Origin of the sequence: Klebsiella sp. 141198 (genome assembly GCF_050600785.1) — a bacterium.
GTDB lineage: Bacteria > Pseudomonadota > Gammaproteobacteria > Enterobacterales > Enterobacteriaceae > Klebsiella > Klebsiella aerogenes.
In genome coordinates this window covers 821421-842312 of record NZ_JAQIRM010000002.1, presented here as the reverse complement: position 1 = coordinate 842312, position 20892 = coordinate 821421, and the positions used below count along the sequence as shown (strand labels likewise).

Annotated in this window: 23 protein-coding genes; 14 read left to right on the top strand and 9 right to left on the bottom strand. The window is 55.6% G+C overall.

The window, feature by feature from the left end; translation table 11 throughout:
- The first annotated feature begins 132 nt into the window (after positions 1–132).
- From PGR10_RS09295 to PGR10_RS09280, 4 genes are all read left to right on the top strand, one after another.
- A complete protein-coding gene (locus tag PGR10_RS09295) occupies positions 133–558 on the top strand; it encodes a GNAT family acetyltransferase (RefSeq protein ID WP_045392622.1) in 426 nt (141 codons plus the stop codon).
- Positions 545–994, top strand: coding sequence for a DUF2919 domain-containing protein (locus PGR10_RS09290; RefSeq protein ID WP_087858436.1), 450 nt, complete (start codon positions 545–547; stop codon positions 992–994). The genes PGR10_RS09295 and PGR10_RS09290 overlap by 14 nt, the downstream gene beginning before the upstream one ends.
- 61 nt (positions 995–1055) lie before the next feature.
- Positions 1056–1631, top strand: coding sequence for an RpoE-regulated lipoprotein (locus tag PGR10_RS09285; protein ID WP_430923385.1), 576 nt, complete (start codon positions 1056–1058; stop codon positions 1629–1631).
- A 94-nt stretch (positions 1632–1725) separates the two neighbouring features.
- The gene (locus PGR10_RS09280; RefSeq protein ID WP_015365487.1) at positions 1726–2625 is read left to right on the top strand and encodes a Dyp-type peroxidase; all 900 of its coding nucleotides are present in this window, start codon (positions 1726–1728) and stop codon (positions 2623–2625) included.
- Positions 2626–2700: 75 nt separating this feature from the next.
- Here the strand turns inward: PGR10_RS09280 and PGR10_RS09275 are convergent, their stop codons facing one another.
- Positions 2701–3063, bottom strand: a complete 363-nt coding sequence (locus tag PGR10_RS09275) for an endonuclease domain-containing protein (RefSeq protein WP_072059378.1) — start codon at positions 3061–3063, stop codon at positions 2701–2703.
- Positions 3064–3263: 200 nt separating this feature from the next.
- Between PGR10_RS09275 and PGR10_RS09270 the strand changes: the two genes are divergently transcribed.
- From PGR10_RS09270 to cysM, 5 genes are all read left to right on the top strand, one after another.
- Positions 3264–4280, top strand: coding sequence for a sulfate ABC transporter substrate-binding protein (locus tag PGR10_RS09270; RefSeq protein ID WP_015365488.1), 1017 nt, complete (start codon positions 3264–3266; stop codon positions 4278–4280).
- Complete coding sequence (cysT, locus tag PGR10_RS09265) at positions 4280–5113, top strand: sulfate/thiosulfate ABC transporter permease CysT (protein WP_015365489.1); 834 nt, start codon at positions 4280–4282, stop codon at positions 5111–5113. The genes PGR10_RS09270 and cysT overlap by 1 nt, the downstream gene beginning before the upstream one ends.
- Complete coding sequence (gene cysW, locus PGR10_RS09260) at positions 5113–5988, top strand: sulfate/thiosulfate ABC transporter permease CysW (RefSeq protein ID WP_015365490.1); 876 nt, start codon at positions 5113–5115, stop codon at positions 5986–5988. Before cysT ends, cysW begins: the two co-directional genes overlap by 1 nt.
- Positions 5978–7072 carry a sulfate/thiosulfate ABC transporter ATP-binding protein CysA gene (cysA, locus tag PGR10_RS09255; RefSeq protein ID WP_015365491.1) on the top strand — a complete coding sequence of 365 codons (1095 nt, stop codon included), beginning with the start codon at positions 5978–5980 and terminating at the stop codon, positions 7070–7072. The genes cysW and cysA overlap by 11 nt, the downstream gene beginning before the upstream one ends.
- A 98-nt stretch (positions 7073–7170) precedes the next feature.
- Positions 7171–8082 (top strand): cysteine synthase CysM, encoded by a 912-nt coding sequence (cysM, locus tag PGR10_RS09250; RefSeq protein WP_015365492.1) that lies wholly within the window; start codon positions 7171–7173, stop codon positions 8080–8082.
- Positions 8083–8125: 43 nt separating this feature from the next.
- On the opposite strand, the gene PGR10_RS09245 is transcribed toward cysM, so the two are convergent.
- Together PGR10_RS09245 and ptsJ are read right to left on the bottom strand one after the other, a co-directional pair.
- The gene (locus PGR10_RS09245) at positions 8126–8842 is read right to left on the bottom strand and encodes a type 1 glutamine amidotransferase (protein WP_430923384.1); all 717 of its coding nucleotides are present in this window, start codon (positions 8840–8842) and stop codon (positions 8126–8128) included.
- 14 nt (positions 8843–8856) lie between these two features.
- Positions 8857–10152, bottom strand: coding sequence for a transcriptional regulator PtsJ (gene ptsJ, locus PGR10_RS09240; RefSeq protein ID WP_430923383.1), 1296 nt, complete (start codon positions 10150–10152; stop codon positions 8857–8859).
- 82 nt (positions 10153–10234) lie between these two features.
- Here ptsJ and pdxK point away from each other — a divergent pair, with 82 nt between their 5' ends.
- Both pdxK and PGR10_RS09230 read left to right on the top strand, forming a co-directional pair.
- On the top strand, positions 10235–11098 hold the full coding sequence (pdxK, locus tag PGR10_RS09235) for a pyridoxine/pyridoxal/pyridoxamine kinase (RefSeq protein ID WP_047056008.1): 864 nt from the start codon (positions 10235–10237) through the stop codon (positions 11096–11098).
- Between the two features lie 2 nt (positions 11099–11100).
- Positions 11101–11328: a cytoplasmic protein gene (locus tag PGR10_RS09230; protein WP_430923382.1), complete on the top strand. Its 228-nt coding sequence runs from the start codon at positions 11101–11103 to the stop codon at positions 11326–11328.
- Positions 11329–11370: 42 nt separating this feature from the next.
- Here PGR10_RS09230 and crr read toward each other — a convergent pair whose 3' ends face one another.
- The 5 genes from crr to cysZ form a co-directional block, all read right to left on the bottom strand.
- Positions 11371–11880 carry a PTS glucose transporter subunit IIA gene (gene crr / locus PGR10_RS09225; RefSeq protein ID WP_015365497.1) on the bottom strand — a complete coding sequence of 170 codons (510 nt, stop codon included), beginning with the start codon at positions 11878–11880 and terminating at the stop codon, positions 11371–11373.
- Between the two features lie 42 nt (positions 11881–11922).
- Positions 11923–13650 (bottom strand): phosphoenolpyruvate-protein phosphotransferase PtsI, encoded by a 1728-nt coding sequence (gene ptsI, locus PGR10_RS09220; RefSeq protein ID WP_015365498.1) that lies wholly within the window; start codon positions 13648–13650, stop codon positions 11923–11925.
- A gap of 44 nt (positions 13651–13694) precedes the next feature.
- Positions 13695–13952, bottom strand: a complete 258-nt coding sequence (ptsH, locus tag PGR10_RS09215) for a phosphocarrier protein Hpr (protein WP_000487600.1) — start codon at positions 13950–13952, stop codon at positions 13695–13697.
- A 379-nt stretch (positions 13953–14331) separates the two neighbouring features.
- On the bottom strand, positions 14332–15303 hold the full coding sequence (gene cysK, locus PGR10_RS09210) for a cysteine synthase A (RefSeq protein ID WP_045362238.1): 972 nt from the start codon (positions 15301–15303) through the stop codon (positions 14332–14334).
- Positions 15304–15480: 177 nt separating this feature from the next.
- Positions 15481–16242, bottom strand: coding sequence for a sulfate transporter CysZ (gene cysZ / locus PGR10_RS09205; RefSeq protein WP_049060291.1), 762 nt, complete (start codon positions 16240–16242; stop codon positions 15481–15483).
- A gap of 230 nt (positions 16243–16472) precedes the next feature.
- Here cysZ and zipA point away from each other — a divergent pair, with 230 nt between their 5' ends.
- The 3 genes from zipA (at position 16473) to PGR10_RS09190 (ending at position 19867) form a co-directional block, all read left to right on the top strand.
- Positions 16473–17555: a cell division protein ZipA gene (gene zipA, locus PGR10_RS09200; protein WP_213317530.1), complete on the top strand. Its 1083-nt coding sequence runs from the start codon at positions 16473–16475 to the stop codon at positions 17553–17555.
- A 76-nt stretch (positions 17556–17631) separates the two neighbouring features.
- Positions 17632–19647, top strand: a complete 2016-nt coding sequence (gene ligA / locus PGR10_RS09195; protein WP_430923381.1) for an NAD-dependent DNA ligase LigA — start codon at positions 17632–17634, stop codon at positions 19645–19647.
- 1 nt (position 19648) lies between these two features.
- Positions 19649–19867 (top strand): DUF3820 family protein, encoded by a 219-nt coding sequence (locus PGR10_RS09190; RefSeq protein ID WP_013878164.1) that lies wholly within the window; start codon positions 19649–19651, stop codon positions 19865–19867.
- Here the strand turns inward: PGR10_RS09190 and PGR10_RS09185 are convergent.
- Positions 19864–20862 (bottom strand): bile acid:sodium symporter family protein, encoded by a 999-nt coding sequence (locus PGR10_RS09185; RefSeq protein ID WP_013878163.1) that lies wholly within the window; start codon positions 20860–20862, stop codon positions 19864–19866. The genes PGR10_RS09190 and PGR10_RS09185 overlap by 4 nt on opposite strands.
- Positions 20863–20892: the final 30 nt, after the last annotated feature.

The following is a 20892-nucleotide window of genomic DNA, read 5'->3' as shown; positions in this document are numbered from 1 at the left end:
GTTTTACTTTTCATTTCAATACATGACAAAGCCATATTATGCCATTTTTTGCCGATGATTTCGCCTGATATTGGCTATCAGTCATATTCGCGCCATAATCACTGTTTTTAACCGTAAATGGTGGGGAATACCATGGAGATTCGCGTTTTTCGCCAGCAGGATTTCGAAGAAGTGATCACCCTTTGGGAGCGCTGCGATCTTCTGCGCCCATGGAACGATCCGGAAATGGATATCGAGCGTAAGCTCAACCACGACGTGAGCTTGTTTCTGGTCGCTGAAGTGAACGGTGAAGTGGTAGGGACGGTAATGGGCGGTTACGACGGACACCGCGGTTCCGCTTACTATCTTGGCGTACATCCGGAATACCGCGGCCGCGGTATCGCTAATGCGCTGCTCAATCGGCTAGAAAAGAAGCTGATCGCCCGCGGCTGCCCGAAAATTTCAATTATGGTGCGTGACGATAACGAAGTGGTGCAGGGGATGTATGAGCGTCTCGGTTACGAGCACTCGGATGTACTCACCCTCGGTAAACGCCTGATTGAAGATGAAGAATACTGAATTTATTCCTGCCGATTATGATACCCAGGGCCGTTTACGGCTGCCGCTGTTGTTTTGGGGCGTTCTGTTGCTGCAGGCGCGCACCTGGGTACTGTTCGTTATGGCCGGCGCCTCCCGCCAGCAGGGAGATGCGCTGCTGAGCCTGTTCTATCCCGATCACGATAACTTCTGGCTGGGGTTACTGCCCGGCGTACCGGCGGTAGCGGCATTTTTGTTGAGCGGTCAGCGTCAGCGTTTCCCGCGGCTCTGGCCGCTGATGCGTTGGCTGCTGATTGCCTCGCAGGCGCTATTGCTGGCCTGGCAGCCGTGGCTGTGGCTAACCGGCGAGGCGCCTTCCGCGCTGACCATCGCCCTGCTGGCGGCCGATATTTATGCGCTATGGTGGCTGATAACCAGCCGCAGGTTGCATGCCTGTTTTCGCCTTGAAGCGCTTTAATGGCACTTTTTGCCGATCGCGTACTCCAACATGCGTTGAATTAATCAGAAAGGATTGAGTTATGAAATCGCTACGTCTAATGCTCTGCGCGCTTCCGCTAGCGCTAACCGGCTGCTCAACGATGAGCGCGGTGAACTGGTCGGCTGCCTATCCGTGGAACTGGTTTGGTTCCTCTAACGAGGTCACCGAGCAGGGCGTGGGTAAACTGACGGCGTCGACGCCGTTGAATGAACAGGCGATTAGCGACGCCCTCGGCGGCAGCTACCGTCTGCGCAGCGGAATGAAAACCACGGATGGCAAAATCGTTCACTATTTTGAAGCGCTAAAGGATGACAAGCTAGCGCTGACCATCAACGGCGATGGCGGTACGGTGAGCCGCATTGACGTGCGCGATAGCGCAATTCCCGCCGCCAGCGGCGTGAAAATCGGTACCCCGTTTAGCGAACTGTACAGCAAAGCGTTTGGCAACTGCGAGAAAGGCGTTCCCGACAACGGCGCGGTGGTGGAATGTAAAGCCGCAGGGAGCCAGCACATCAGCTATGCCTTTACCGGCCACTGGAGCGGTCCGGACGAGCTGATGCCGTCCGACGATACCCTGAAGAACTGGAAAGTCAGCAAAATTATCTGGCGTCGCTAATTTGATCTGAAGAGACACGTGGGCGGATAAAAACGGTTACAATGGCGCGTTAGCAACGCGATAGCGTTGTGGTTGCATCATTTCAGGAGGAGCGATGTCTCAGGTTCAGAGCGGCATTTTGCCGGAACATTGCCGCGCGGCGATTTGGATTGAAGCCAATGTCAAAGGGGACGTTAACGCCCTGCGCGAAGCGAGCAAAATTTTTGTCGATAACGTGGCCACCTTCCAGGCTAAATTCCCTGACGCCAAACTCGGCGCGGTGGTCGCTTTCGGCAATACCGTCTGGCGTCAGCTGAGCGGCGGTGAAGGCGCGGAAGAGTTAAAAGATTTTCCGGTTTACGGTAAAGGGCTGGCGCCATCCACGCAGTATGACGTGTTGATTCATATTTTATCCGCCCGTCATGAAGTGAACTTTTCCGTCGCCCAGGCGGCGGTGGCCGCTTTCGGCGACGCCATTGAAGTGAAAGAAGAAATTCACGGTTTCCGCTGGGTGGAAGAACGCGATCTGAGCGGCTTTGTCGACGGCACCGAAAACCCGGCAGGCGAAGAAACCCGCCGTGAAGTCGCGGTGATTAAAGACGGCGTTGACGCGGGCGGCAGCTACGTATTCGTGCAGCGCTGGGAGCACAATCTTAAGCAACTGAACCGCATGAGCGTGCCGGATCAGGAGATGATGATTGGCCGTACCAAAGACGCCAACGAAGAGATCGACGGCGACGAGCGCCCGATTACTTCGCACCTGAGCCGCGTGGACTTAAAAGAAGATGGCAAAGGCCTGAAAATCGTCCGCCAGAGCCTGCCGTACGGTACCGCCAGCGGCACTAACGGCCTGTACTTCTGCGCCTACTGCGCGCGCCTGTATAACATTGAGCAACAGCTGCTGAGCATGTTCGGCGATACCGACGGTAAGCGTGATGCGATGCTGCGCTTTACAAAACCGGTGACCGGCGGTTATTACTTCGCGCCGTCGCTGGAGCGTATCCAGGCGCTGTAATTTTTCCCCCGAACCCTAACCCTCTCCCCAATGGGGAGAGGGGACGGCACGGTGGACTCTCTTTCTCCCTCTCCCTCAGGGAGAGGGGCGGGGTGAGGGCATCGGCGACTCAAGCGCTTCAAGTATTCTCTCCATCACCGCATCTTCATACTCTTCAAACTCATTATTCCAGAAGCGTAAAACCCGCCATCCCTGGCTCTGTAGCCAGCGGGTGCGGCGAACATCGTAGACGCGCCTCTCATCGTGCTGACCGCCGTCCAGTTCGATCGCCAGCCGTGTTGCGCAGCAGGCAAAATCGAGAATGTAGGGACCAACGGGATGCTGGCGGCGAAACTTATAGCAAGCAAAACGGCGGTTGCGCAGTAAGTACCATAGTCGACGTTCTGTTGGCGTTAAGCTACGTCTGAGCTGACGAGCAAATATCTGTGTATTTTTCATATAAACACAGTGCACGCCTGGCTGCCGTTTGTCACAATGACACGTCGAATCTGCGAGCCGCTTTCAGCAAAGCTTTGCCAGTTGCTTATTCTCTTTTCTACTTCCAAATCGCCAAACGGTATATAAAACCGTTACTCCTTTCGTACTCGTTATAAATATGATGATCATCAGTAAATGATCATTTTTGATAAGGGTGCGCAATGGCCGTTAAATCACTGAAAAAAGGATATCTGGCGCTGGCGGCTTCCATGCTGCTGGTGGCGCAGGCGCAGGCGACTGAACTGCTGAACAGTTCCTATGATGTTTCCCGCGAGCTGTTCGCCGCCCTTAATCCGCCTTTTGAGCAGCAGTGGGCAAAAGAAAACGGCGGGGATAAGCTGACCATCAAGCAGTCCCATGCGGGCTCTTCCAAGCAGGCGTTGGCGATTCTGCAAGGTCTGAAGGCTGACGTCGTGACCTATAACCAGGTGACGGACGTCCAGATTCTGCATGATAAAGGCAACCTGATCCCGGCAGACTGGCAGAGCCGTCTGCCGAATAACAGCTCACCGTTCTATTCGACCATGGCTTTCCTGGTGCGTAAGGGCAACCCCAAAAATATTCATGACTGGAACGATCTGGTGCGTTCTGACGTGAAGCTGATCTTCCCGAATCCTAAAACTTCAGGCAACGCGCGTTATACCTATCTTGCGGCCTGGGGAGCGGCGGACAAAGCCGATGGCGGCGATAAAGCCAAAACCGAACAGTTCATGACCCAGTTCCTGAAGAACGTCGAGGTATTCGATACCGGCGGTCGCGGCGCGACCACCACCTTCGTCGAGCGCGGGCTAGGCGATGTGCTGATTACTTTTGAATCGGAAGTTAACAACATCCGTAAACAGTATGAAGCGCAGGGGTTCGAAGTCGTTGTGCCGAAGGTCAATATCCTCGCCGAATTCCCGGTAGCGTGGGTAGACAAAAACGTTAAGGCCAACGGTACTGAAAAAGCGGCGAAAGCCTACCTGAACTATCTCTATAGTCCGCAGGCGCAGACCATCATCACCGATTACTACTATCGCGTGAACGACCCGAAAGTGATGGCGTCGCTGAAAGATAAATTCCCGCAGACCGAACTGTTCCGCGTGGAAGACCAGTTCGGCAGCTGGCCTGAAGTGATGAAAACCCACTTCGTCAGCGGCGGTGAGCTGGACAAACTGCTGGCAGCGGGGCGTCAGTAATGTTGGCTGTGTCGTCCAAGCGCGTGCTGCCGGGCTTTACCCTGAGCCTTGGCACCAGCCTGCTGTTTGTGTGCCTGATTTTACTGTTGCCGCTCAGCGCGCTGGTGATGCAGCTGGCGCAGATGAGCTGGGCGCAGTATTGGGAGGTGATTACCAACCCGCAGGTGGTCGCCGCCTATAAAGTCACGCTGCTGTCTGCTTTTGTGGCGTCGATTTTTAACGGCGTGTTCGGCCTGCTGATGGCGTGGATCCTTACCCGCTATCGTTTCCCGGGCCGTACGCTGCTCGATGCCCTAATGGACCTGCCGTTCGCGCTGCCAACGGCAGTGGCGGGCCTGACGCTGGCCTCGCTGTTTTCGGTTAATGGCTTGTACGGCGAGTGGCTGGCGAAGTTTGATATCAAAGTGACCTATACCTGGCTTGGCATCGCGGTGGCGATGGCCTTTACCAGTATTCCGTTTGTGGTGCGTACCGTGCAGCCGGTGCTGGAAGAATTAGGGCCGGAATATGAAGAAGCGGCGGAAACCCTCGGCGCGACGCGCTTACAGAGTTTCCGCAAAGTGGTGCTGCCTGAACTGTCGCCAGCTCTGCTGGCGGGGATTGCGCTGTCGTTTACCCGCAGCCTTGGCGAGTTCGGCGCGGTGATCTTTATCGCCGGCAACATCGCATGGAAAACGGAAGTGACTTCGCTGATGATTTTCATTCGTTTGCAGGAGTTTGATTACCCGGCGGCGAGCGCGATTGCCTCGGTGATCCTCGCGGCTTCGCTGCTGCTGCTGTTCTCTATCAACACCCTGCAGAGTCGCTTTGGTCGACGCGTGGTAGGTCACTAATGGCGGAAGTTACTCAATTGAAGCGCTATGACGCGCCCCGGATCAACTGGGGAAAATGGTTTCTGATCGGCGTCGGGATGCTGGTATCCGCCTTCATCCTCGTGGTGCCGATGATTTATATTTTTGTCCAGGCTTTCAGTAAAGGGTTAATGCCGGTGCTGGAAAACCTGGCCAATCCGGACATGCTGCATGCCATCTGGCTGACGGTGATGATCGCGTTGATTACCGTGCCGGTGAATCTGGTGTTCGGTACGCTGCTGGCCTGGCTGGTGACGCGCTTTACCTTCCCTGGCCGCCAGCTGCTGCTGACGATGCTAGATATCCCGTTCGCCGTCTCGCCGGTGGTGGCAGGTCTGGTTTATTTACTGTTTTACGGCTCCAACGGCCCACTCGGCGGCTGGCTTGATGAGCACAACCTGCAGATCATGTTCGCCTGGCCGGGCATGGTGCTGGCGACTATCTTCGTCACCTGTCCGTTTGTGGTCCGCGAGCTGGTACCGGTGATGATGAGTCAGGGGAGCAACGAAGATGAAGCGGCGATCCTGCTTGGCGCTTCCGGTTGGCAGATGTTCCGCCGGGTGACGCTACCCAATATTCGCTGGGCGCTGCTGTACGGCGTGGTGTTGACCAATGCCCGCGCGATTGGCGAATTTGGCGCGGTGTCGGTCGTTTCCGGCTCGATCCGCGGCGAAACGTTGTCGCTGCCGCTGCAAATTGAATTACTGCAGCAGGACTATAACACCGTCGGTTCGTTTACCGCCGCGGCCCTGCTGACGTTAATGGCTATTTTGACCCTGTTTTTAAAGAGTATGTTGCAATGGCGTCTGGCCAATCAGGAAAAACGCGCGCAACAGGAGGGAAATCATGAGCATTGAGATTGCCAATATTAAGAAATCGTTTGGTCGCACCCAGGTGCTGAATGATATCTCGCTGGATATCCCTTCCGGGCAAATGGTTGCGCTGTTGGGGCCGTCCGGCTCCGGTAAAACCACCTTATTGCGGATTATCGCCGGGCTGGAGCATCAATCCAGCGGCCATATCCGTTTTCACGGTACCGACGTGAGCCGGATGCACGCCCGCGATCGTAAAGTGGGCTTTGTTTTCCAGCACTATGCGCTGTTTCGGCATATGACGGTATTCGATAATATCGCCTTTGGCCTGACCGTGCTGCCGCGCCGTGAGCGTCCCAATGCGGCGGCGATTAAAGCCAAAGTGACCAAACTGCTGGAGATGGTGCAACTGGCCCATCTTGCCGACCGTTATCCGGCGCAGCTTTCCGGCGGCCAGAAGCAACGCGTGGCGTTAGCGCGCGCGCTGGCGGTCGAGCCGCAAATTCTGCTGCTGGATGAACCCTTTGGCGCGCTGGATGCGCAGGTGCGTAAAGAACTGCGCCGCTGGCTGCGCCAGCTACATGAAGAATTAAAATTCACCAGCGTGTTTGTTACCCACGACCAGGAAGAGGCGATGGAAGTCGCCGATCGGGTAGTGGTAATGAGCCAGGGCAACATCGAACAGGCCGATGCGCCTGAACGCGTCTGGCGCGAACCTTCGACCCGTTTTGTGCTCGAGTTTATGGGCGAAGTTAACCGCCTGCAGGGCACCATTCGCGGCGGCCAGTTCCACGTCGGCGCCCACCGCTGGCCTTTAGGCTATACCCCTGCATATCAGGGGCCGGTCGATCTGTTCCTGCGACCGTGGGAAGTAGATATCAGCCGCCGTACCAGCCTGGATTCGCCGTTGCCGGTGCAGGTGCTGGAAGCCAGTCCGAAGGGGCACTACACCCAATTAGTTGTCCAGCCTCTGGGGTGGTATGACGAACCGCTGAGCGTGGTGCTGGCGGGCGATGAGGCCCCGTCCCGCGGCGAACGCCTGTTTGTCGGCTTGCAGAATGCGCGCCTGTATAACGGAACCGAGCGCATCGAACCGCGCGGCGAACTTGCTCTGGCAGAGTCGGCCTGATAGCTTAAATCCACGTGCTTTTGCCGGGCGGCGCAGCGCTGCCCCGGCTGACAGCCCGGAGCGCATGACGCGGCCGGGCTTTTTATTGGACAGCTGAAGTGAACACATTAGAACAAACAATCGGCAACACGCCGCTGGTGAAATTACAACGTCTGGGGCCGGACAACGGCAGCGAAATTTGGCTTAAGCTTGAGGGCAACAACCCGGCGGGCTCGGTAAAAGATCGCGCTGCGCTATCGATGATTGTCGAAGCGGAAAAGCGCGGTGAAATTAAACCCGGCGATGTATTGATCGAGGCGACCAGCGGTAATACCGGTATCGCGCTGGCGATGATTGCGGCGTTAAAAGGCTATCAGATGAAACTGCTGATGCCGGACAACATGAGCCAGGAGCGCCGTGCCGCGATGCGCGCCTACGGCGCTGAACTCATCCTGGTCACCAAAGAGCAGGGGATGGAGGGCGCTCGCGATCTGGCCGCCGCGATGGCCGAGCGTGGCGAGGGTAAGCTATTGGATCAGTTCAATAATCCGGATAACCCTTACGCCCATTACACCACCACCGGCCCGGAGATCTGGCGCCAGACGGACGGGCGTATCACCCACTTTGTTTCCAGCATGGGCACCACCGGTACCATTACCGGCGTATCGCGTTTTCTGCGCGAACAGGCGAAGCCGGTAAGCATCATTGGGCTGCAGCCGGAAGAGGGCAGCAGCATTCCGGGGATCCGCCGCTGGCCGCAGGAATATATGCCGGGCATTTTTAATGCCTCGTTGGTGGATGAGGTGCTGGATATCCACCAGCAGGATGCGGAAAACACGATGCGCCAGTTGGCCGTACAGGAAGGGATCTTCTGTGGCGTCAGTTCCGGCGGCGCGGTTGCCGGGGCGCTGCGTATTGCTCGCGCCAATCCGGGCGCGGTGGTGGTGGCGATCATCTGCGATCGCGGCGATCGCTATCTCTCAACCGGCGTGTTCGGCGAAGAACACTTCAGCCAGGGAGCGGGTATCTAAACGCGCTACCACGGCCCCGATGCCAGGCATGGGGGCCGGTTAACTAAAGTGCGTGTTTCGCTACCAGCTTATCCAGAAACGCCCATAGCTTTTGATTCATCTCGCGATAATCCCATTGCCTCATTTCATCTTCGCTGCGAATAAAGCGCCTGCCTTTTGCGGCGGCAAGTTCATGTTGCGAGTGGGTAATTAATAACTCGATGACCTCCGCGTCAAACTCCATATGGCACTGAAAACCGTAGACCCGATCGCTATATTTGACGATTTGCCGCGGGCACCCTTCGCTGGAAGCCAGGACTTCCGCCGCAGGCGTCAGGCCCGGCATATCGTTGTGCCAGTGACCGACTACCACCGATGGTCCGAAATGGGCGATGTTGTCATCTTGCAGTCCGGCGGTGGTCATGATGATAGGATAGTGGCCGATCTCTTTTTCCGGACTTTGCATTACCGGCGCCCCCAGCGCTTCGCCGATGAGCTGCGATCCGAGACAAATCCCGACCACGATGTGCCCGGCGGCAATCGCCTGGGCAATCAGGTTTTTCTCGGCATGGGCATCAAACCATGGGCACTCGGCAAGCGTGGTGCGTGGTGATTGCGGGCCGCCAAGTACCACCAGCATATCAAAACCTTCAGCATTCGCCGGCAGCGGATCCCCTGCATAAACCCGCGACCAGCTGGCCTGATAGCCGCGCGCGTTAACCCAGCGCAGATAGGCGCCAGGCGCTTCAAAAACTTCATGAACGATAAAGTGGATCCGCATAACAACTCCCGTGTTTAACAAGGTAAGACCAGCGATAAATCGTGTGCAAGTTGTTCAATTTGCGCCTCGGTTAAGGCGCCCAGCGACAGGCGCAGACCGTGCGACGGTGTTTTCACGCCAAAGGCCTCACCTTCACGCACCAGCCAACCGGCCCGCGCCAGACGCAGCGCCAACGGCTGGCTGGCGGTTGATAGCGGCAGCCAGAAATTAAGACCATCGCCAGGCGGATAATCACCAACGCCGTGGTGGGCCAACGCGACGGTGAGCCGCTGATTTTGCTGCTGATAATGGCGCTGGCTCGCAGTCAGAGAAGCGGCAAAAGCGCTATCATTCAGGCAGGCGAACGCCAGCTCTTGCAGTAAATGGCTGACCCACTGGCTACCGGCGTTCAGGCGCAGGCGCAGCGCCGCCGAGGTTGTCGGGTCGCTGGCGACTATCGCCAGCCGCAAATCCGGGCCCAGGGTTTTAGACATTGAGCGCACCAGCGCCCAACGCTGAATGCCTTCGGGTAGCGGATTGTGCCAGCGTGTCGCTGAGAGCAGGGCGAAGTGATCGTCAACAATCGCCAGCGTCTGCGGATAGCGGGCGAGCACGGTGCGAATCGCTTCTGCGCGCTCCGGCGTCAAACTGCAGCCAGTCGGGTTGTGAGCGCGTGGAGTCAGTATTACCGCGCGTGCGCCGTTGCGCAGGGCTTCTTCAAGCCGCTCAGGACTCATGCCTTCACCGTCCACGGCGACAGGGCTGGGCTGGAAACCGGCGTAACGCAGCATATTGATGCTGCTCAGAAAGCAGGGGTCTTCTACCGCGACGCTGTCGCCGGGTAGCAGCAGCGCGCAGAGCAGGCGTTCCAGGGCGTCAATCGCGCCGCTGGTCAAGTTGATGTCAAATTCGTGGCCGATATCGCGACTGACCCACTCCCGGGCCCAGACAGCCAGCCGTGGCTCAACGGCGGCATCGCCATATAAGTGCGGGGTCTGCGCCAGCTGCGGAAGAAAACGGCCAATATCCGGCAGACATCGTGGATCCGGATTGCCGCCGGAAATATCAATCAGCGATGTCGTTGGATCGCCGCCCTCGACCGCATTAAGCGTATTGCGCGCCTTAATGGCCGTGCCGTTGCGCCCCTGACTGACGGCGAGCCCTGAAGTCACCAGCCGCTTGTAGGCCGCCGCCACCGTATTGCGGTTGACTGCCAGTTCGCCTGCCAGTTCGCGCACCGGCGGCAGCGCCTCGCCGGGTTGCAACGCGCCGCTCTGCACCAGATGTCGGATGTTATCGAAAATCTCGCTTGCGGTTTTTCCGGTGAACATTATTGACCTATGACAAAATGAATTTTAGCATAGGACGAATGATAATCAGAGTATGACCCGCTGTCCAGCGGGGGGAGAAAGGATGAGTCAGCAAGACGAAATACAGTCCGTGCTCTTTAACGACCACAGCCGGGCGCTGGAGGTTGATATTGTGGCGGTGCAATCGCAGGTGGTATACGGCAGCGTTGGCAACAGTATCGCGGTACCGGCAATCAAGCAGCATGAATTACGGGTGATGGCGGTGCCGACGGTGTTATTCAGCAATACTCCACATTACGATACTTTCTACGGTGGAGTGATCCCGGAAGAGTGGTTTAGCGGCTATCTGCGGGCGCTGGAGGAGCGTGATGCGCTTCGCGAACTGCGGGCGGTAACCACCGGCTATATGGGCAGCGCCGGGCAAATTGCGCTGCTGGCGCAGTGGCTGCAGCGGATCCGCGTGCACCATCCCGACCTCTGTATTCTGGTTGACCCGGTGATTGGCGATGTGGATAGCGGCATCTACGTAAAAGCAGAGATCCCCGAGGCTTATCGCCGCCACCTGTTGCCGCTGGCGCGTGGTATCACGCCAAATCTGTTCGAGCTCGAAACCCTCAGCGGCATGCCGTGCCACAACCAGCAGGAAGCGGTGGTCGCCGCGCGAAGTCTGCTTTCCGATACGCTAAAGTGGGTGGTGATTACCAGCGCGCCTGGACCGGATACTTCGACTATTAACGTGCTGGTGGTCACCGACGACGCAGTCGAAGTGGTCGTCCATCCTCGCGTCGAAACTGACCTCAAAGGCACCGGTGATCTGTTCTGCGCCGAGCTCATCAGCAACCTGGTGCGCGACATGCCGTTGGGCGACGCTACGCGCGCCGCCGCTCAGCGCGTGCTGGCGGTAATGACCTGGACCGAGAGTCAGGGCTGCGATGAACTCATTTTACCGCCGTCTGGAGCGCAATAACGATGCATAACTATTGGTTAGTGGTACGCAGGGAGGGAAGAACCGTCGGCCATTATGAGACGACGGGAATGAACGCGCTGGAAGATGCCTGTAGGGCGAGGTCGTTGTTTGAAAGCGATCCTGGCTACCAGTGCGAGCTATGGGTCGCGGATAGCGAACGGCGTATTCTGGAAAGTAGCCCGCAGGGGATGAAGATCCTGGCGAGTGAAAAGTGCTACCGGCCGGCATAAAAAAATGGCGCCTTCAGGCGCCATTTTCTCGGCAAGCAAGAATTACTTCTTGATGCGGATAACCGGAGTTTCACCAACGGTGACGCTACCGGACAGTTTGATCAGCTCTTTGATCTCGTCCATGTTGGAGATAACAACCGGAGTCAGGGTAGACTTGGCTTTTTCTTCCAGCAGCGGCAGATCGAATTCGATAACCGGGTCGCCGACTTTCACGCGCTGACCTTCTTCAGCGATGCGCTTGAAGCCTTCGCCTTTCAGTTCAACGGTATCGATACCGAAGTGAACAAACAGCTCAATGCCGCTATCGGATTCAATAGAGAAAGCATGGTTGGTTTCAAAAATTTTACCGATGGTACCTTCTACCGGCGCAACCATTTTGTTGCCAGTAGGTTTGATGGCAATGCCATCACCCACAATTTTCTCCGCAAAAACCACATCCGGCACGTCTTCGATGTTGACGATCTCGCCAGAGAGCGGAGCAACAATCTCAATAGTTCCGGTGTCTTTTTTGTCATCAGAAACCAGAGATTTCAGTTTATCGAACAAACCCATGATCTTCTCCTAAGCAGTAATTTGGGCCGCGCATCTCGTGGATTAGCAGATTGTTTTTTCTTCAATGAACTTGTTAACCAGCGTCATTAACTCGTCCGTCGTCGGTTGAGCAAGAGCCTGCTCTGCTAATACTTTCGCATCTTCGAAGTTCGTGTTACGAATAATCTTCTTGATGCGCGGGATGGAAATGGCGCTCATAGAGAATTCGTCCAGCCCCATACCCAGCAACAGAAGTGTAGCACGTTCATCGCCCGCAAGCTCACCACACATACCAGTCCATTTGCCTTCTGCATGAGAAGCATCAATAACTTGCTTGATCAGAGTCAGCACAGACGGTGACATCGGCTGGTAAAGATGCGAGATCATATCATTACCACGGTCAACTGCCAGAGTATATTGCGTTAAATCATTGGTTCCGATACTAAAGAAATCAACTTCTTTGGCTAAATGACGAGCAATGGTCGCGGCCGCCGGGGTTTCCACCATCACGCCGATCTCAATTGATTCGTCAAAAGCTTTACCTTCGTCACGCAGTTCCTGTTTGTAGATCTCAATCTCTTTCTTCAGTGCGCGCACTTCTTCAACAGAGATGATCATCGGGAACATGATGCGCAGTTTACCGAAAGCGGAGGCACGCAGGATAGCGCGAACCTGGTCGCGGAGGATCTCTTTACGATCCATCGCGATACGCACGGCGCGCCAACCGAGGAACGGGTTCTCTTCTTTCGGGAAGTTCATGTACGGCAGCTCTTTATCGCCGCCGATGTCCATGGTGCGAACGATAACGGCCTGTGAGCCGCACGCTTCAGCCACCGCTTTATAGGCTGCGAACTGTTCTTCTTCAGTCGGCAGAGAATCGCGGTCCATGAACAGGAATTCAGTACGGTACAGGCCTACGCCTTCCGCGCCGTTGCGCTCAGCGCCGTCTACGTCGCGAACGGTACCGATGTTAGCGCAAACTTCAACCTGATGACCGTCGAGAGTGATGGCCGGCAGATCTTTCAGTTTCGCCAGTTCTGCTTTTTCTTCAGCAACCTGCGCCTGCAGCGCACGCAGCTCTTCGATTTTTTCGTTGCTTGGGTTAACCAGAACCTGGTTGTTAACCGCATCAAGAATCAGATAGTCGCCGTTTTTCACCTGAGAGGTGACGCTTCCGGTACCGACGATTGCCGGCAGCTCAAGGGAGCGCGCCATGATAGAGGTGTGGGAAGTACGGCCGCCCGCGTCGGTGATGAAACCCAGCACCTTATTCAGGTTCAGCTGTGCGGTTTCCGACGGGGTCAGATCGGCGGCAACGAGGATGACTTCATCCGCGATAGCGCTCAGATCGATGATTGCCAGGCCCAGAATGTTGCGCAGCAGACGTTTACCGATGTCGCGTACGTCAGCGGCACGCTCTTTCAGGTATTCATCATCCAGCTCTTCCAGTGCAGTTGCCTGACCTTCGATAACTTCATTGGCTGCCGCATCGGCAGTCATGTGCTTATCTTTAATCAGGGCTATGATTTCCTGCTCAAGCTCCTCATCTTCCAGCAGCATAATATGCCCTTCGAAGATGGCTTCTTTTTCTTCACCGAAAGTTTCACCAGCTTTGGTTTTGATGACCTCCAGCTGGGCGGAGGCCTTGGTGCGGCCGTTCAGGAAACGTTCAACTTCCTGATCAACCTTATCGGCAGAAATTTTCTTCCGGTCGATGACAATTTCATCTTCTTTCAGCAGGAGAGCCTTGCCGAAAGCGATACCCGGGGATGCTAAAATGCCTGAAATCATAACCCTACCTTACTTGTGACTGATATTAAAAAGAACCCGTGAACTTACTCGAGTTCAGCCATCAGTTTAACCAGATGCTCAACTGCTTTTTGCTCATCTTCGCCTTCAGCGGAGATGGTCACAACGGTACCCTGAGTCAGGCCCAGAGTTTGCAGTTTGAACAGGCTTTTTGCGCTGGCGCTTTTGCCGTTGGAGGTTACAGTGATCTCAGAAGTGAAGCCTTTCGCTTCTTTAACAAACTGAGCAGCAGGGCGGGTGTGCAGACCGTTCGGAGCGGTAATGGTAACTTCTTGCTGGAACATTATATTTCCCCAACTTATAGGTTTAGTGTTGTGGACCTAAAGTCTAGCCTAACGACCAAACTTTAGCCTGTATTGTTAGCGCCGGCGTTACGTGTGTGGCTAAGGCGTCAGCAGCGAAACCGCTGAGAGGACCTTAAGTCCGTTGACGTCTAGCACTTCATTAAACATTATGCCGCGAAAGGAAGACTTGAACCAAATCATAAAATCGATTCAGCGTGCGGAAATCCAAATCTGAATAATTTCGCGCTTCAAAATAAATGTGCTGGTTAAATACCAGACCCTACGAGGTGAATCAATGCCAGGAGGGGTAAAACTTTGACGTATGCCACAAAAAAGCACCCGAAAAGGTGCTTTTTTACACGGTTTTTACAAACTGGCACTACTGTTGCAATTCTTTCTCGGTGAAGAGATCTGCGAACAGCGCCGTGCTTAAATAACGCTCACCGGAAGACGGTAGGATAACCACAATATTCTTATTGGTAAAGGCTTCATCTTCCTGCAGCTTTAACGCCGCGGCGACAGCCGCGCCGGAAGAGATACCGGCCAGAATGCCTTCTTCTTCCATCAGGCGACGGGCGGTGGAGATAGCCTCTTCATTGGTAATAGCGACCACTTTATCGACCAGTTTCAGGTCGAGGTTGCCCGGGATAAAGCCGGCGCCGATGCCCTGAATTTTGTGCGGGCCAGGTTTCAGCTCTTCGCCAGCCAGCGCCTGAGTGATAACCGGCGAGTCGGTCGGCTCAACGGCGACGGTAATCAGATCTTTTTTGCCTTTCGTGCCTTTAATATAACGAGAAACACCGGTCAGAGTACCGCCGGTACCGACGCCGGAAATAAAGACGTCAACCTGGCCATCGGTGTCTTCCCAGATTTCCGGGCCGGTGGTTTTTTCGTGAATTTCCGGGTTCGCCGGGTTACTGAACTGCTGCAGCAGCAGATACTTTTCCGGGTCGCTGGCGACAATCTCTTCCGCCTTCTGGATGGCGCCTTTCATGCCTTTCGCGCCTTCGGTCAGCACCAGGTTAGCGCCCAGCGCTTTCAGCAGCTTGCGGCGTTCCACGCTCATGGTTTCCGGCATGGTCAGCGTCAGTTTGTAGCCGCGAGCGGCGGCGACGTAGGCAAGGGCAATACCGGTGTTGCCGCTGGTTGGTTCAACCAGTTCCACACCCGGTTTCAGTACGCCGCGCTTTTCAGCATCCCAAATCATATTGGCGCCGATACGGCATTTAACGCTAAAGCTCGGGTTACGAGATTCTACCTTGGCCAGGATTCGGCCATTACCGATGCGGTTCAGTCGTACCAGCGGCGTATGACCGATAGTCAGGGAGTTGTCTTCAAAAATCTTACTCATGGCCCGTCCTTAACTGTATGAAATTTGGGGGTACGGCTTCAGCATACCCGCTTAAACAATATCCGGAAGTAAGGATTTAGCATATCTATATGCTGAAGGGAAATAATGATGAGCAAGAAGGAATAAGACGGAAATAAGGGGCGGCGTGAACCGCCCCGAAAGAGACAGCTAAGCGCGCTATTTCCACATCGCGTGCTTATCGCGGTAGCAATCCACCCACATCGCCGTCGCGCCGCAGATAGCGACTGGCAAAATCACCAGGTTGAGAACCGGGATCATGGTGAACAGGCTGGTCAGCGCGCCAAACTGCATGTTAATGACCTTCCGCGAGCGCAGCGCCTCGCGCATGGTTTTAAACGGCACTTTATGGTTATCGAACGGATAGTCGCAGTACTGAATGGCCAGCATCCAGGCGCTAAACAGGAACCACAGTACCGGCGCGACGGTTTGACCAATGCCGGGGATAAAGTACAGCAGCAACAGAACGATGGCGCGCGGCAGGTACCAGGCAAACTTTTGCCATTCGCGTTTCATAATGCGCGGGACATCTTTCATAATGCCGAATACGCCAACGTCCGGCGGCGTCGCGCCGGTCAGCCGCGCTTCGAGCTGTTCCGCCAGCAGGCCGCTAAACGGCGCGGCAATCCAGTTGGCGATGGTCGAAAAGAAGTAACCAAATACCAACAAAATAGAGATAACCGCCACCGGCCACAGCAGGTAGTTTAACCACTGAAGCCATTCAGGCACATGGCTCATTAATGAAGGGATCCAGCTATCGAGACGGGTAAACAGCCACCAGAACGCGCCGCCCATCAGAATCACGTTAACTAATAAAGGCAGGAACACGAAACGTCGGATCCCTGGCAGCCTGATGAGTTTCCAGCCTTGTGAAAAATAGTAGACGCCGCTACGTGGGGTAGTTGCGGATGATGAAACCATAGTCAGGCGATGCTCCTTTTTTAACATTCAGTGTGAATGCCCGCTTATTTTATCGGGTTGCCAGACAATAACCAGTTAGGAAATGTTCGAAAAAACAGCAAAAAGCACGATTTAGTTCATCTTTATGGGGTGAAAGGGGCAGACGCACTTGCACTTGATGTAATCGGCAAATACTCTTAGTGAGTAAATGTTTGCCGTGGTGGCAAGGTGTTAGAACAACAGAGAATATAATGATGCAGGATTTGCGTCTGATATTAATCATTGTTGGCGCGATCGCCATAATCGCTTTACTGGTACATGGTTTCTGGACCAGCCGTAAAGAGCGTTCCTCGATGTTCCGCGATCGCCCACTGAAACGTATGAAGTCTCGCGACGATGAAACATCGGAAGGCGATGACTTTGATGACGATGTTGAAGGCGTAGGTGAAGTTCGCGTTCACCGGGTTAATCACGCCCCGAACGGCGCATATGGGGAGCAAGAAGCACCTCGTCAGGCGCCGCAACACCAGTATCAGCCTCCGTACGAGCGTCAGGTGCAGCAACCTGTGCGTCAGGACGAGCCGGTGCATCAGGCGCCGCCGCACGCGCCGCGCCCGCAGCAGCCTGTTGCTCCGCAGCCGCAGGCCCAGCCGCCGCATCATGTTGCCCCTGCTCAGCCGGTACATCCAGCGCAGCCGGTTCATCAGCCGCAGCCGGTACCGCCGCAATATCAGCAGCCGGTGCAGCCTGCGCCGCAGCAGCCTGTAGCGCAACAGCCGGCGCCAGTCCAACAACCTGTTGCTCAACAACCTGCGCCGGTTCAACAGCCAGCCGCGCCACAGCCGCAACAGGCGCCTGTTGCGCCAGCCGCTGAACCTCAGCAGCCCGCCGCCGCGCCGCAGCCAAAAGAGCGCAAAGAGACGGTCATCGTGATGAACGTCGCCGCGCATCACGGTTCGCAGCTTAATGGTGAATTGCTGATCAACAGCATCCAGCAGGCCGGCTTTAAGTTTGGCGATATGAATATTTTCCATCGTCATTTAAGCCCGGACGGTAGCGGACAGGTATTGTTCAGCCTGGCGAACATGGTTAAACCTGGCACCTTTAATCCGGATGCGATGGTGGATATGACCACGCCGGGCGTGACTATCTTTATGCAGGTGCCGTCGTTTGGCGACGAGCTGCAAAACTTTAAACTGATGCTGCAGTCGGCGCAGTACATCGCCGATGAAGTTGGCGGCGTGGTGCTTGACGACCAGCGTCGGATGATGACGCCGCAGAAACTGCGTGAGTACCAGGATCGTATTCGCGAAGTAAAAGAGGCTAACGCCTGATTTCTACGCGCTAGCGTGTCGTCTGCTTAATCTGAACCCCCGCCCGTCGGGGGTTTTTTATCATTGATGGTGCGATATGGAACCAATCGAACAAAAACTGACTGAACTGCGAACCACCCTTCGCCATCATGAATATCTGTATCATGTTATGGACACCCCGGAGATTCCCGATGCGGAATATGACCGGCTGATGCGCGAACTGCGCGAACTCGAAGCGCAACATCCTGAACTGATTACCCCTGACTCGCCAACCCAGCGCGTTGGCGCGGCGCCATTGGCCTCTTTTAGCCAGATTCGCCATGAAGTGCCAATGCTATCGCTGGATAACGTCTTTGATGAAGAGAGTTTCCTCGCCTTTAACAAACGCGTGCAGGACCGTTTAAGCGATACGACGGATCTGACCTGGTGCTGCGAGCTCAAGCTCGATGGCCTGGCGGTCAGCATCCTCTATGAAAACGGCGTGCTGATGCAGGCGGCGACCCGTGGCGATGGCACCACCGGCGAGGATATTACCTCCAACGTGCGCACCATTCGCGCTATTCCGTTGAAGCTACGCGGCGACAATATCCCGGCGCGTCTGGAAGTGCGCGGAGAAGTGTTCCTGCCGCAGGCTGGATTTGAAAAAATTAATGAAGAAGCCCGCCGCACCGGCGGTAAAGTGTTTGCTAACCCGCGCAATGCCGCTGCGGGCTCGTTGCGCCAGTTGGACCCGCGTATTACCGCGAAGCGACCGCTTACTTTCTTCTGCTACGGCGTTGGCGTGCTGGAAGGCGGCGAACTGCCGGCCAGCCACTCTGCCCGTTTACAGCAGTTTAAGCAGTGGGGGCTACCGGTGAGCGACCGCGTGATGCTGTGTCATTCTCCAGAGGAAGTGCTCACTTACTATCGCCAGGTTGAAGAAGATCGTCCGAAACTTGGTTTTGATATTGACGGCGTGGTAATTAAAGTCGATTCGCTGGCGCTGCAGGAGCAGCTTGGTTTCGTCGCCCGTGCCCCGCGCTGGGCGGTAGCCTTTAAATTCCCGGCCCAAGAGCAGATGACTTTTGTCAACGATGTGGAATTCCAGGTTGGCCGTACCGGGGCGATTACGCCGGTAGCGCGCCTTGAACCGGTGCACGTGGCCGGGGTACTGGTCAGTAACGCCACGCTGCATAACGCCGACGAAATCGAACGTTTAGGTCTGCGTATTGGCGACAAAGTGGTGATTCGCCGCGCGGGGGACGTGATCCCGCAGGTCGTCAACGTAGTGCTTTCTGAACGCCCGGAACATACGCGTGAAATCATCTTCCCAACCCATTGCCCGGTATGTCATTCCGATGTTGAACGCGTGGAAGGGGAAGCGGTGGCGCGCTGTACCGGTGGGCTTATCTGCGGCGCACAGCGTAAAGAAGCGCTGAAGCACTTTGTCTCCCGACGGGCGCTGGATGTCGACGGTATGGGCGATAAAATCATCGATCAGTTGGTTGAGAAAGAGTACGTCCATACGCCAGCCGATCTGTTCCGTCTCAGCGCGGGCAAACTAACCGGGCTGGATCGCATGGGGCCTAAATCGGCGCAAAATGTGGTCAACGCGCTGGAGAAAGCGAAAGAGACGACTTTTGCCCGCTTCCTTTACGCGCTCGGTATCCGGGAAGTTGGCGAAGCGACAGCAGCGGGACTGGCGGCGCATTTTGGCACAATTGAAGCGCTGGAACAGGCTTCAATTGAGGAACTGCAGAAGGTGCCTGACGTCGGGATTGTCGTCGCCACGCATACTTTTAACTTCTTCGCCGAAGAGAGCAACCGCGAGGTCATCGCGCAACTGCGCGCTGAAGGCGTCCGCTGGCCGGCGCCGGTGGTGGTGAAGGCGGAAGAAATTGACAGTCCGTTTGCTGGTAAAACCGTGGTATTAACCGGTAGCCTGAGCCAGCTGTCGCGCGATGAAGCCAAAGCGCGGCTGGTCGCGATGGGGGCGAAAGTCGCCGGCAGCGTGTCGAAGAAAACCGATCTGGTGATTGCCGGCGAAGCGGCGGGCTCTAAGCTTGCGAAGGCGCAGGAGTTAGGCATTGAGGTTATCGACGAAGCCGAAATGATGCGCCTGCTGGGAGAATAACGTGGATAAAGCGCAGCTCATCGAGATTGCTAATACCGAGATGCCATTTGGCAAATATAAGGGGCGCCGTTTGATCGACGTCCCGGAAGAGTATTTGCTGTGGTTTGCCCGTAAGGATCAATTCCCTGCCGGGCATCTCGGCGAGCTGATGGCGTTGACCTTACTAATCAAGACCGAGGGGCTGACGCAACTGGTGCAGCCCCTGAAGCAACCGCGTTAACCTGCCGTAGCGCGGGATTTCTCCTGCGCCTGTTGGGCGTCTGTTTGCGCTTTATAGCGACGAGCCAGCACGGCGCAGACCATCAGTTGGATCTGATGGAATATCATTAGCGGCAGCACCATTATCCCCAGAATCGATGCCGGGAACAGGATATTCGCCATCGGTATCCCGTTCGCCAGGCTCTTTTTCGAGCCGCAGAAGACGATGGTAATTTCATCCGGCTTGCTAAAGCCGCAGCGGCGGGCAACAAAAACGTTGATCGCGATGACAATGGCCAATAGCACCAGGCTGACAACGACGATAAACAACAGCGACCCTACGCCCACTTTATGCCAGATTCCATTGACGACGGCTTCGCTAAAGGCGGAGTAGACCACCAGCAGGATTGAGGTCTGGTCGGTTTTGCCAATCCATTTTTTATGTTTCGCCACCCAGCTACCGATCCACGGGCGCGACAAGTGTCCAAGAACAAACGGCAGCAGCAACTGCAGCATGATCTTACCGACCTGTTCCAGATCGCCGCCAGCGCCATGCAAATGCATCAACAGTCCTACCAGCAATGGCGAGACAAAAATACCGAGCAGACTTGACGCTGAAGCGGAACAGACCGCCGCGGCGACGTTACCGCCGGCGAGCGAAGTAAAAGCAATAGCTGACTGTACGGTCGCCGGTAAGATACAAAGGTAAATAAAACCGCTATAGAGCATCGGGTCGACCTTAATCGGCGCCCACCACGCAAACAGAACCCCCAGAACCGGAAAAACAATAAAGGTGCTGCACATCACCCACAGGTGTAAACGCCAGTGGCTGCCGCCGGCGATAATGGCTTCACGCGACAGCTTGGCGCCGTGCATAAAGAATAACAGCGCGATGGCGGCGGTGGTGAGATGCTCGACGAAAGGGACGAATTCGCCGCGCGCCGGGAAGAACGAGGCCAGCAGAACCACGGTGATCAATGTCAGTGTAAATGGATCAAGAATGCGGAAAAGTTTCATAAACGCTCCTGAAATTCGATGCCGCTATTG

Coding starts and splice junctions, on each gene's coding strand:
- PGR10_RS09295 (WP_045392622.1), top strand. CDS start 133: ATGGAGATTCGCGTTTTTCGCCAGCAGGATTTCGAAGAAGTGATCACC.
- PGR10_RS09290 (WP_087858436.1), top strand. CDS start 545: ATGAAGAATACTGAATTTATTCCTGCCGATTATGATACCCAGGGCCGT.
- PGR10_RS09285 (WP_430923385.1), top strand. CDS start 1,056: ATGAAATCGCTACGTCTAATGCTCTGCGCGCTTCCGCTAGCGCTAACC.
- PGR10_RS09280 (WP_015365487.1), top strand. CDS start 1,726: ATGTCTCAGGTTCAGAGCGGCATTTTGCCGGAACATTGCCGCGCGGCG.
- PGR10_RS09275 (WP_072059378.1), bottom strand. CDS start 3,063: ATGAAAAATACACAGATATTTGCTCGTCAGCTCAGACGTAGCTTAACG.
- PGR10_RS09270 (WP_015365488.1), top strand. CDS start 3,264: ATGGCCGTTAAATCACTGAAAAAAGGATATCTGGCGCTGGCGGCTTCC.
- cysT (WP_015365489.1), top strand. CDS start 4,280: ATGTTGGCTGTGTCGTCCAAGCGCGTGCTGCCGGGCTTTACCCTGAGC.
- cysW (WP_015365490.1), top strand. CDS start 5,113: ATGGCGGAAGTTACTCAATTGAAGCGCTATGACGCGCCCCGGATCAAC.
- cysA (WP_015365491.1), top strand. CDS start 5,978: ATGAGCATTGAGATTGCCAATATTAAGAAATCGTTTGGTCGCACCCAG.
- PGR10_RS09245 (WP_430923384.1), bottom strand. CDS start 8,842: ATGCGGATCCACTTTATCGTTCATGAAGTTTTTGAAGCGCCTGGCGCC.
- ptsJ (WP_430923383.1), bottom strand. CDS start 10,152: ATGTTCACCGGAAAAACCGCAAGCGAGATTTTCGATAACATCCGACAT.
- pdxK (WP_047056008.1), top strand. CDS start 10,235: ATGAGTCAGCAAGACGAAATACAGTCCGTGCTCTTTAACGACCACAGC.
- PGR10_RS09230 (WP_430923382.1), top strand. CDS start 11,101: ATGCATAACTATTGGTTAGTGGTACGCAGGGAGGGAAGAACCGTCGGC.
- crr (WP_015365497.1), bottom strand. CDS start 11,880: ATGGGTTTGTTCGATAAACTGAAATCTCTGGTTTCTGATGACAAAAAA.
- ptsI (WP_015365498.1), bottom strand. CDS start 13,650: ATGATTTCAGGCATTTTAGCATCCCCGGGTATCGCTTTCGGCAAGGCT.
- ptsH (WP_000487600.1), bottom strand. CDS start 13,952: ATGTTCCAGCAAGAAGTTACCATTACCGCTCCGAACGGTCTGCACACC.
- cysK (WP_045362238.1), bottom strand. CDS start 15,303: ATGAGTAAGATTTTTGAAGACAACTCCCTGACTATCGGTCATACGCCG.
- cysZ (WP_049060291.1), bottom strand. CDS start 16,242: ATGGTTTCATCATCCGCAACTACCCCACGTAGCGGCGTCTACTATTTT.
- zipA (WP_213317530.1), top strand. CDS start 16,473: ATGATGCAGGATTTGCGTCTGATATTAATCATTGTTGGCGCGATCGCC.
- ligA (WP_430923381.1), top strand. CDS start 17,632: ATGGAACCAATCGAACAAAAACTGACTGAACTGCGAACCACCCTTCGC.
- PGR10_RS09185 (WP_013878163.1), bottom strand. CDS start 20,862: ATGAAACTTTTCCGCATTCTTGATCCATTTACACTGACATTGATCACC.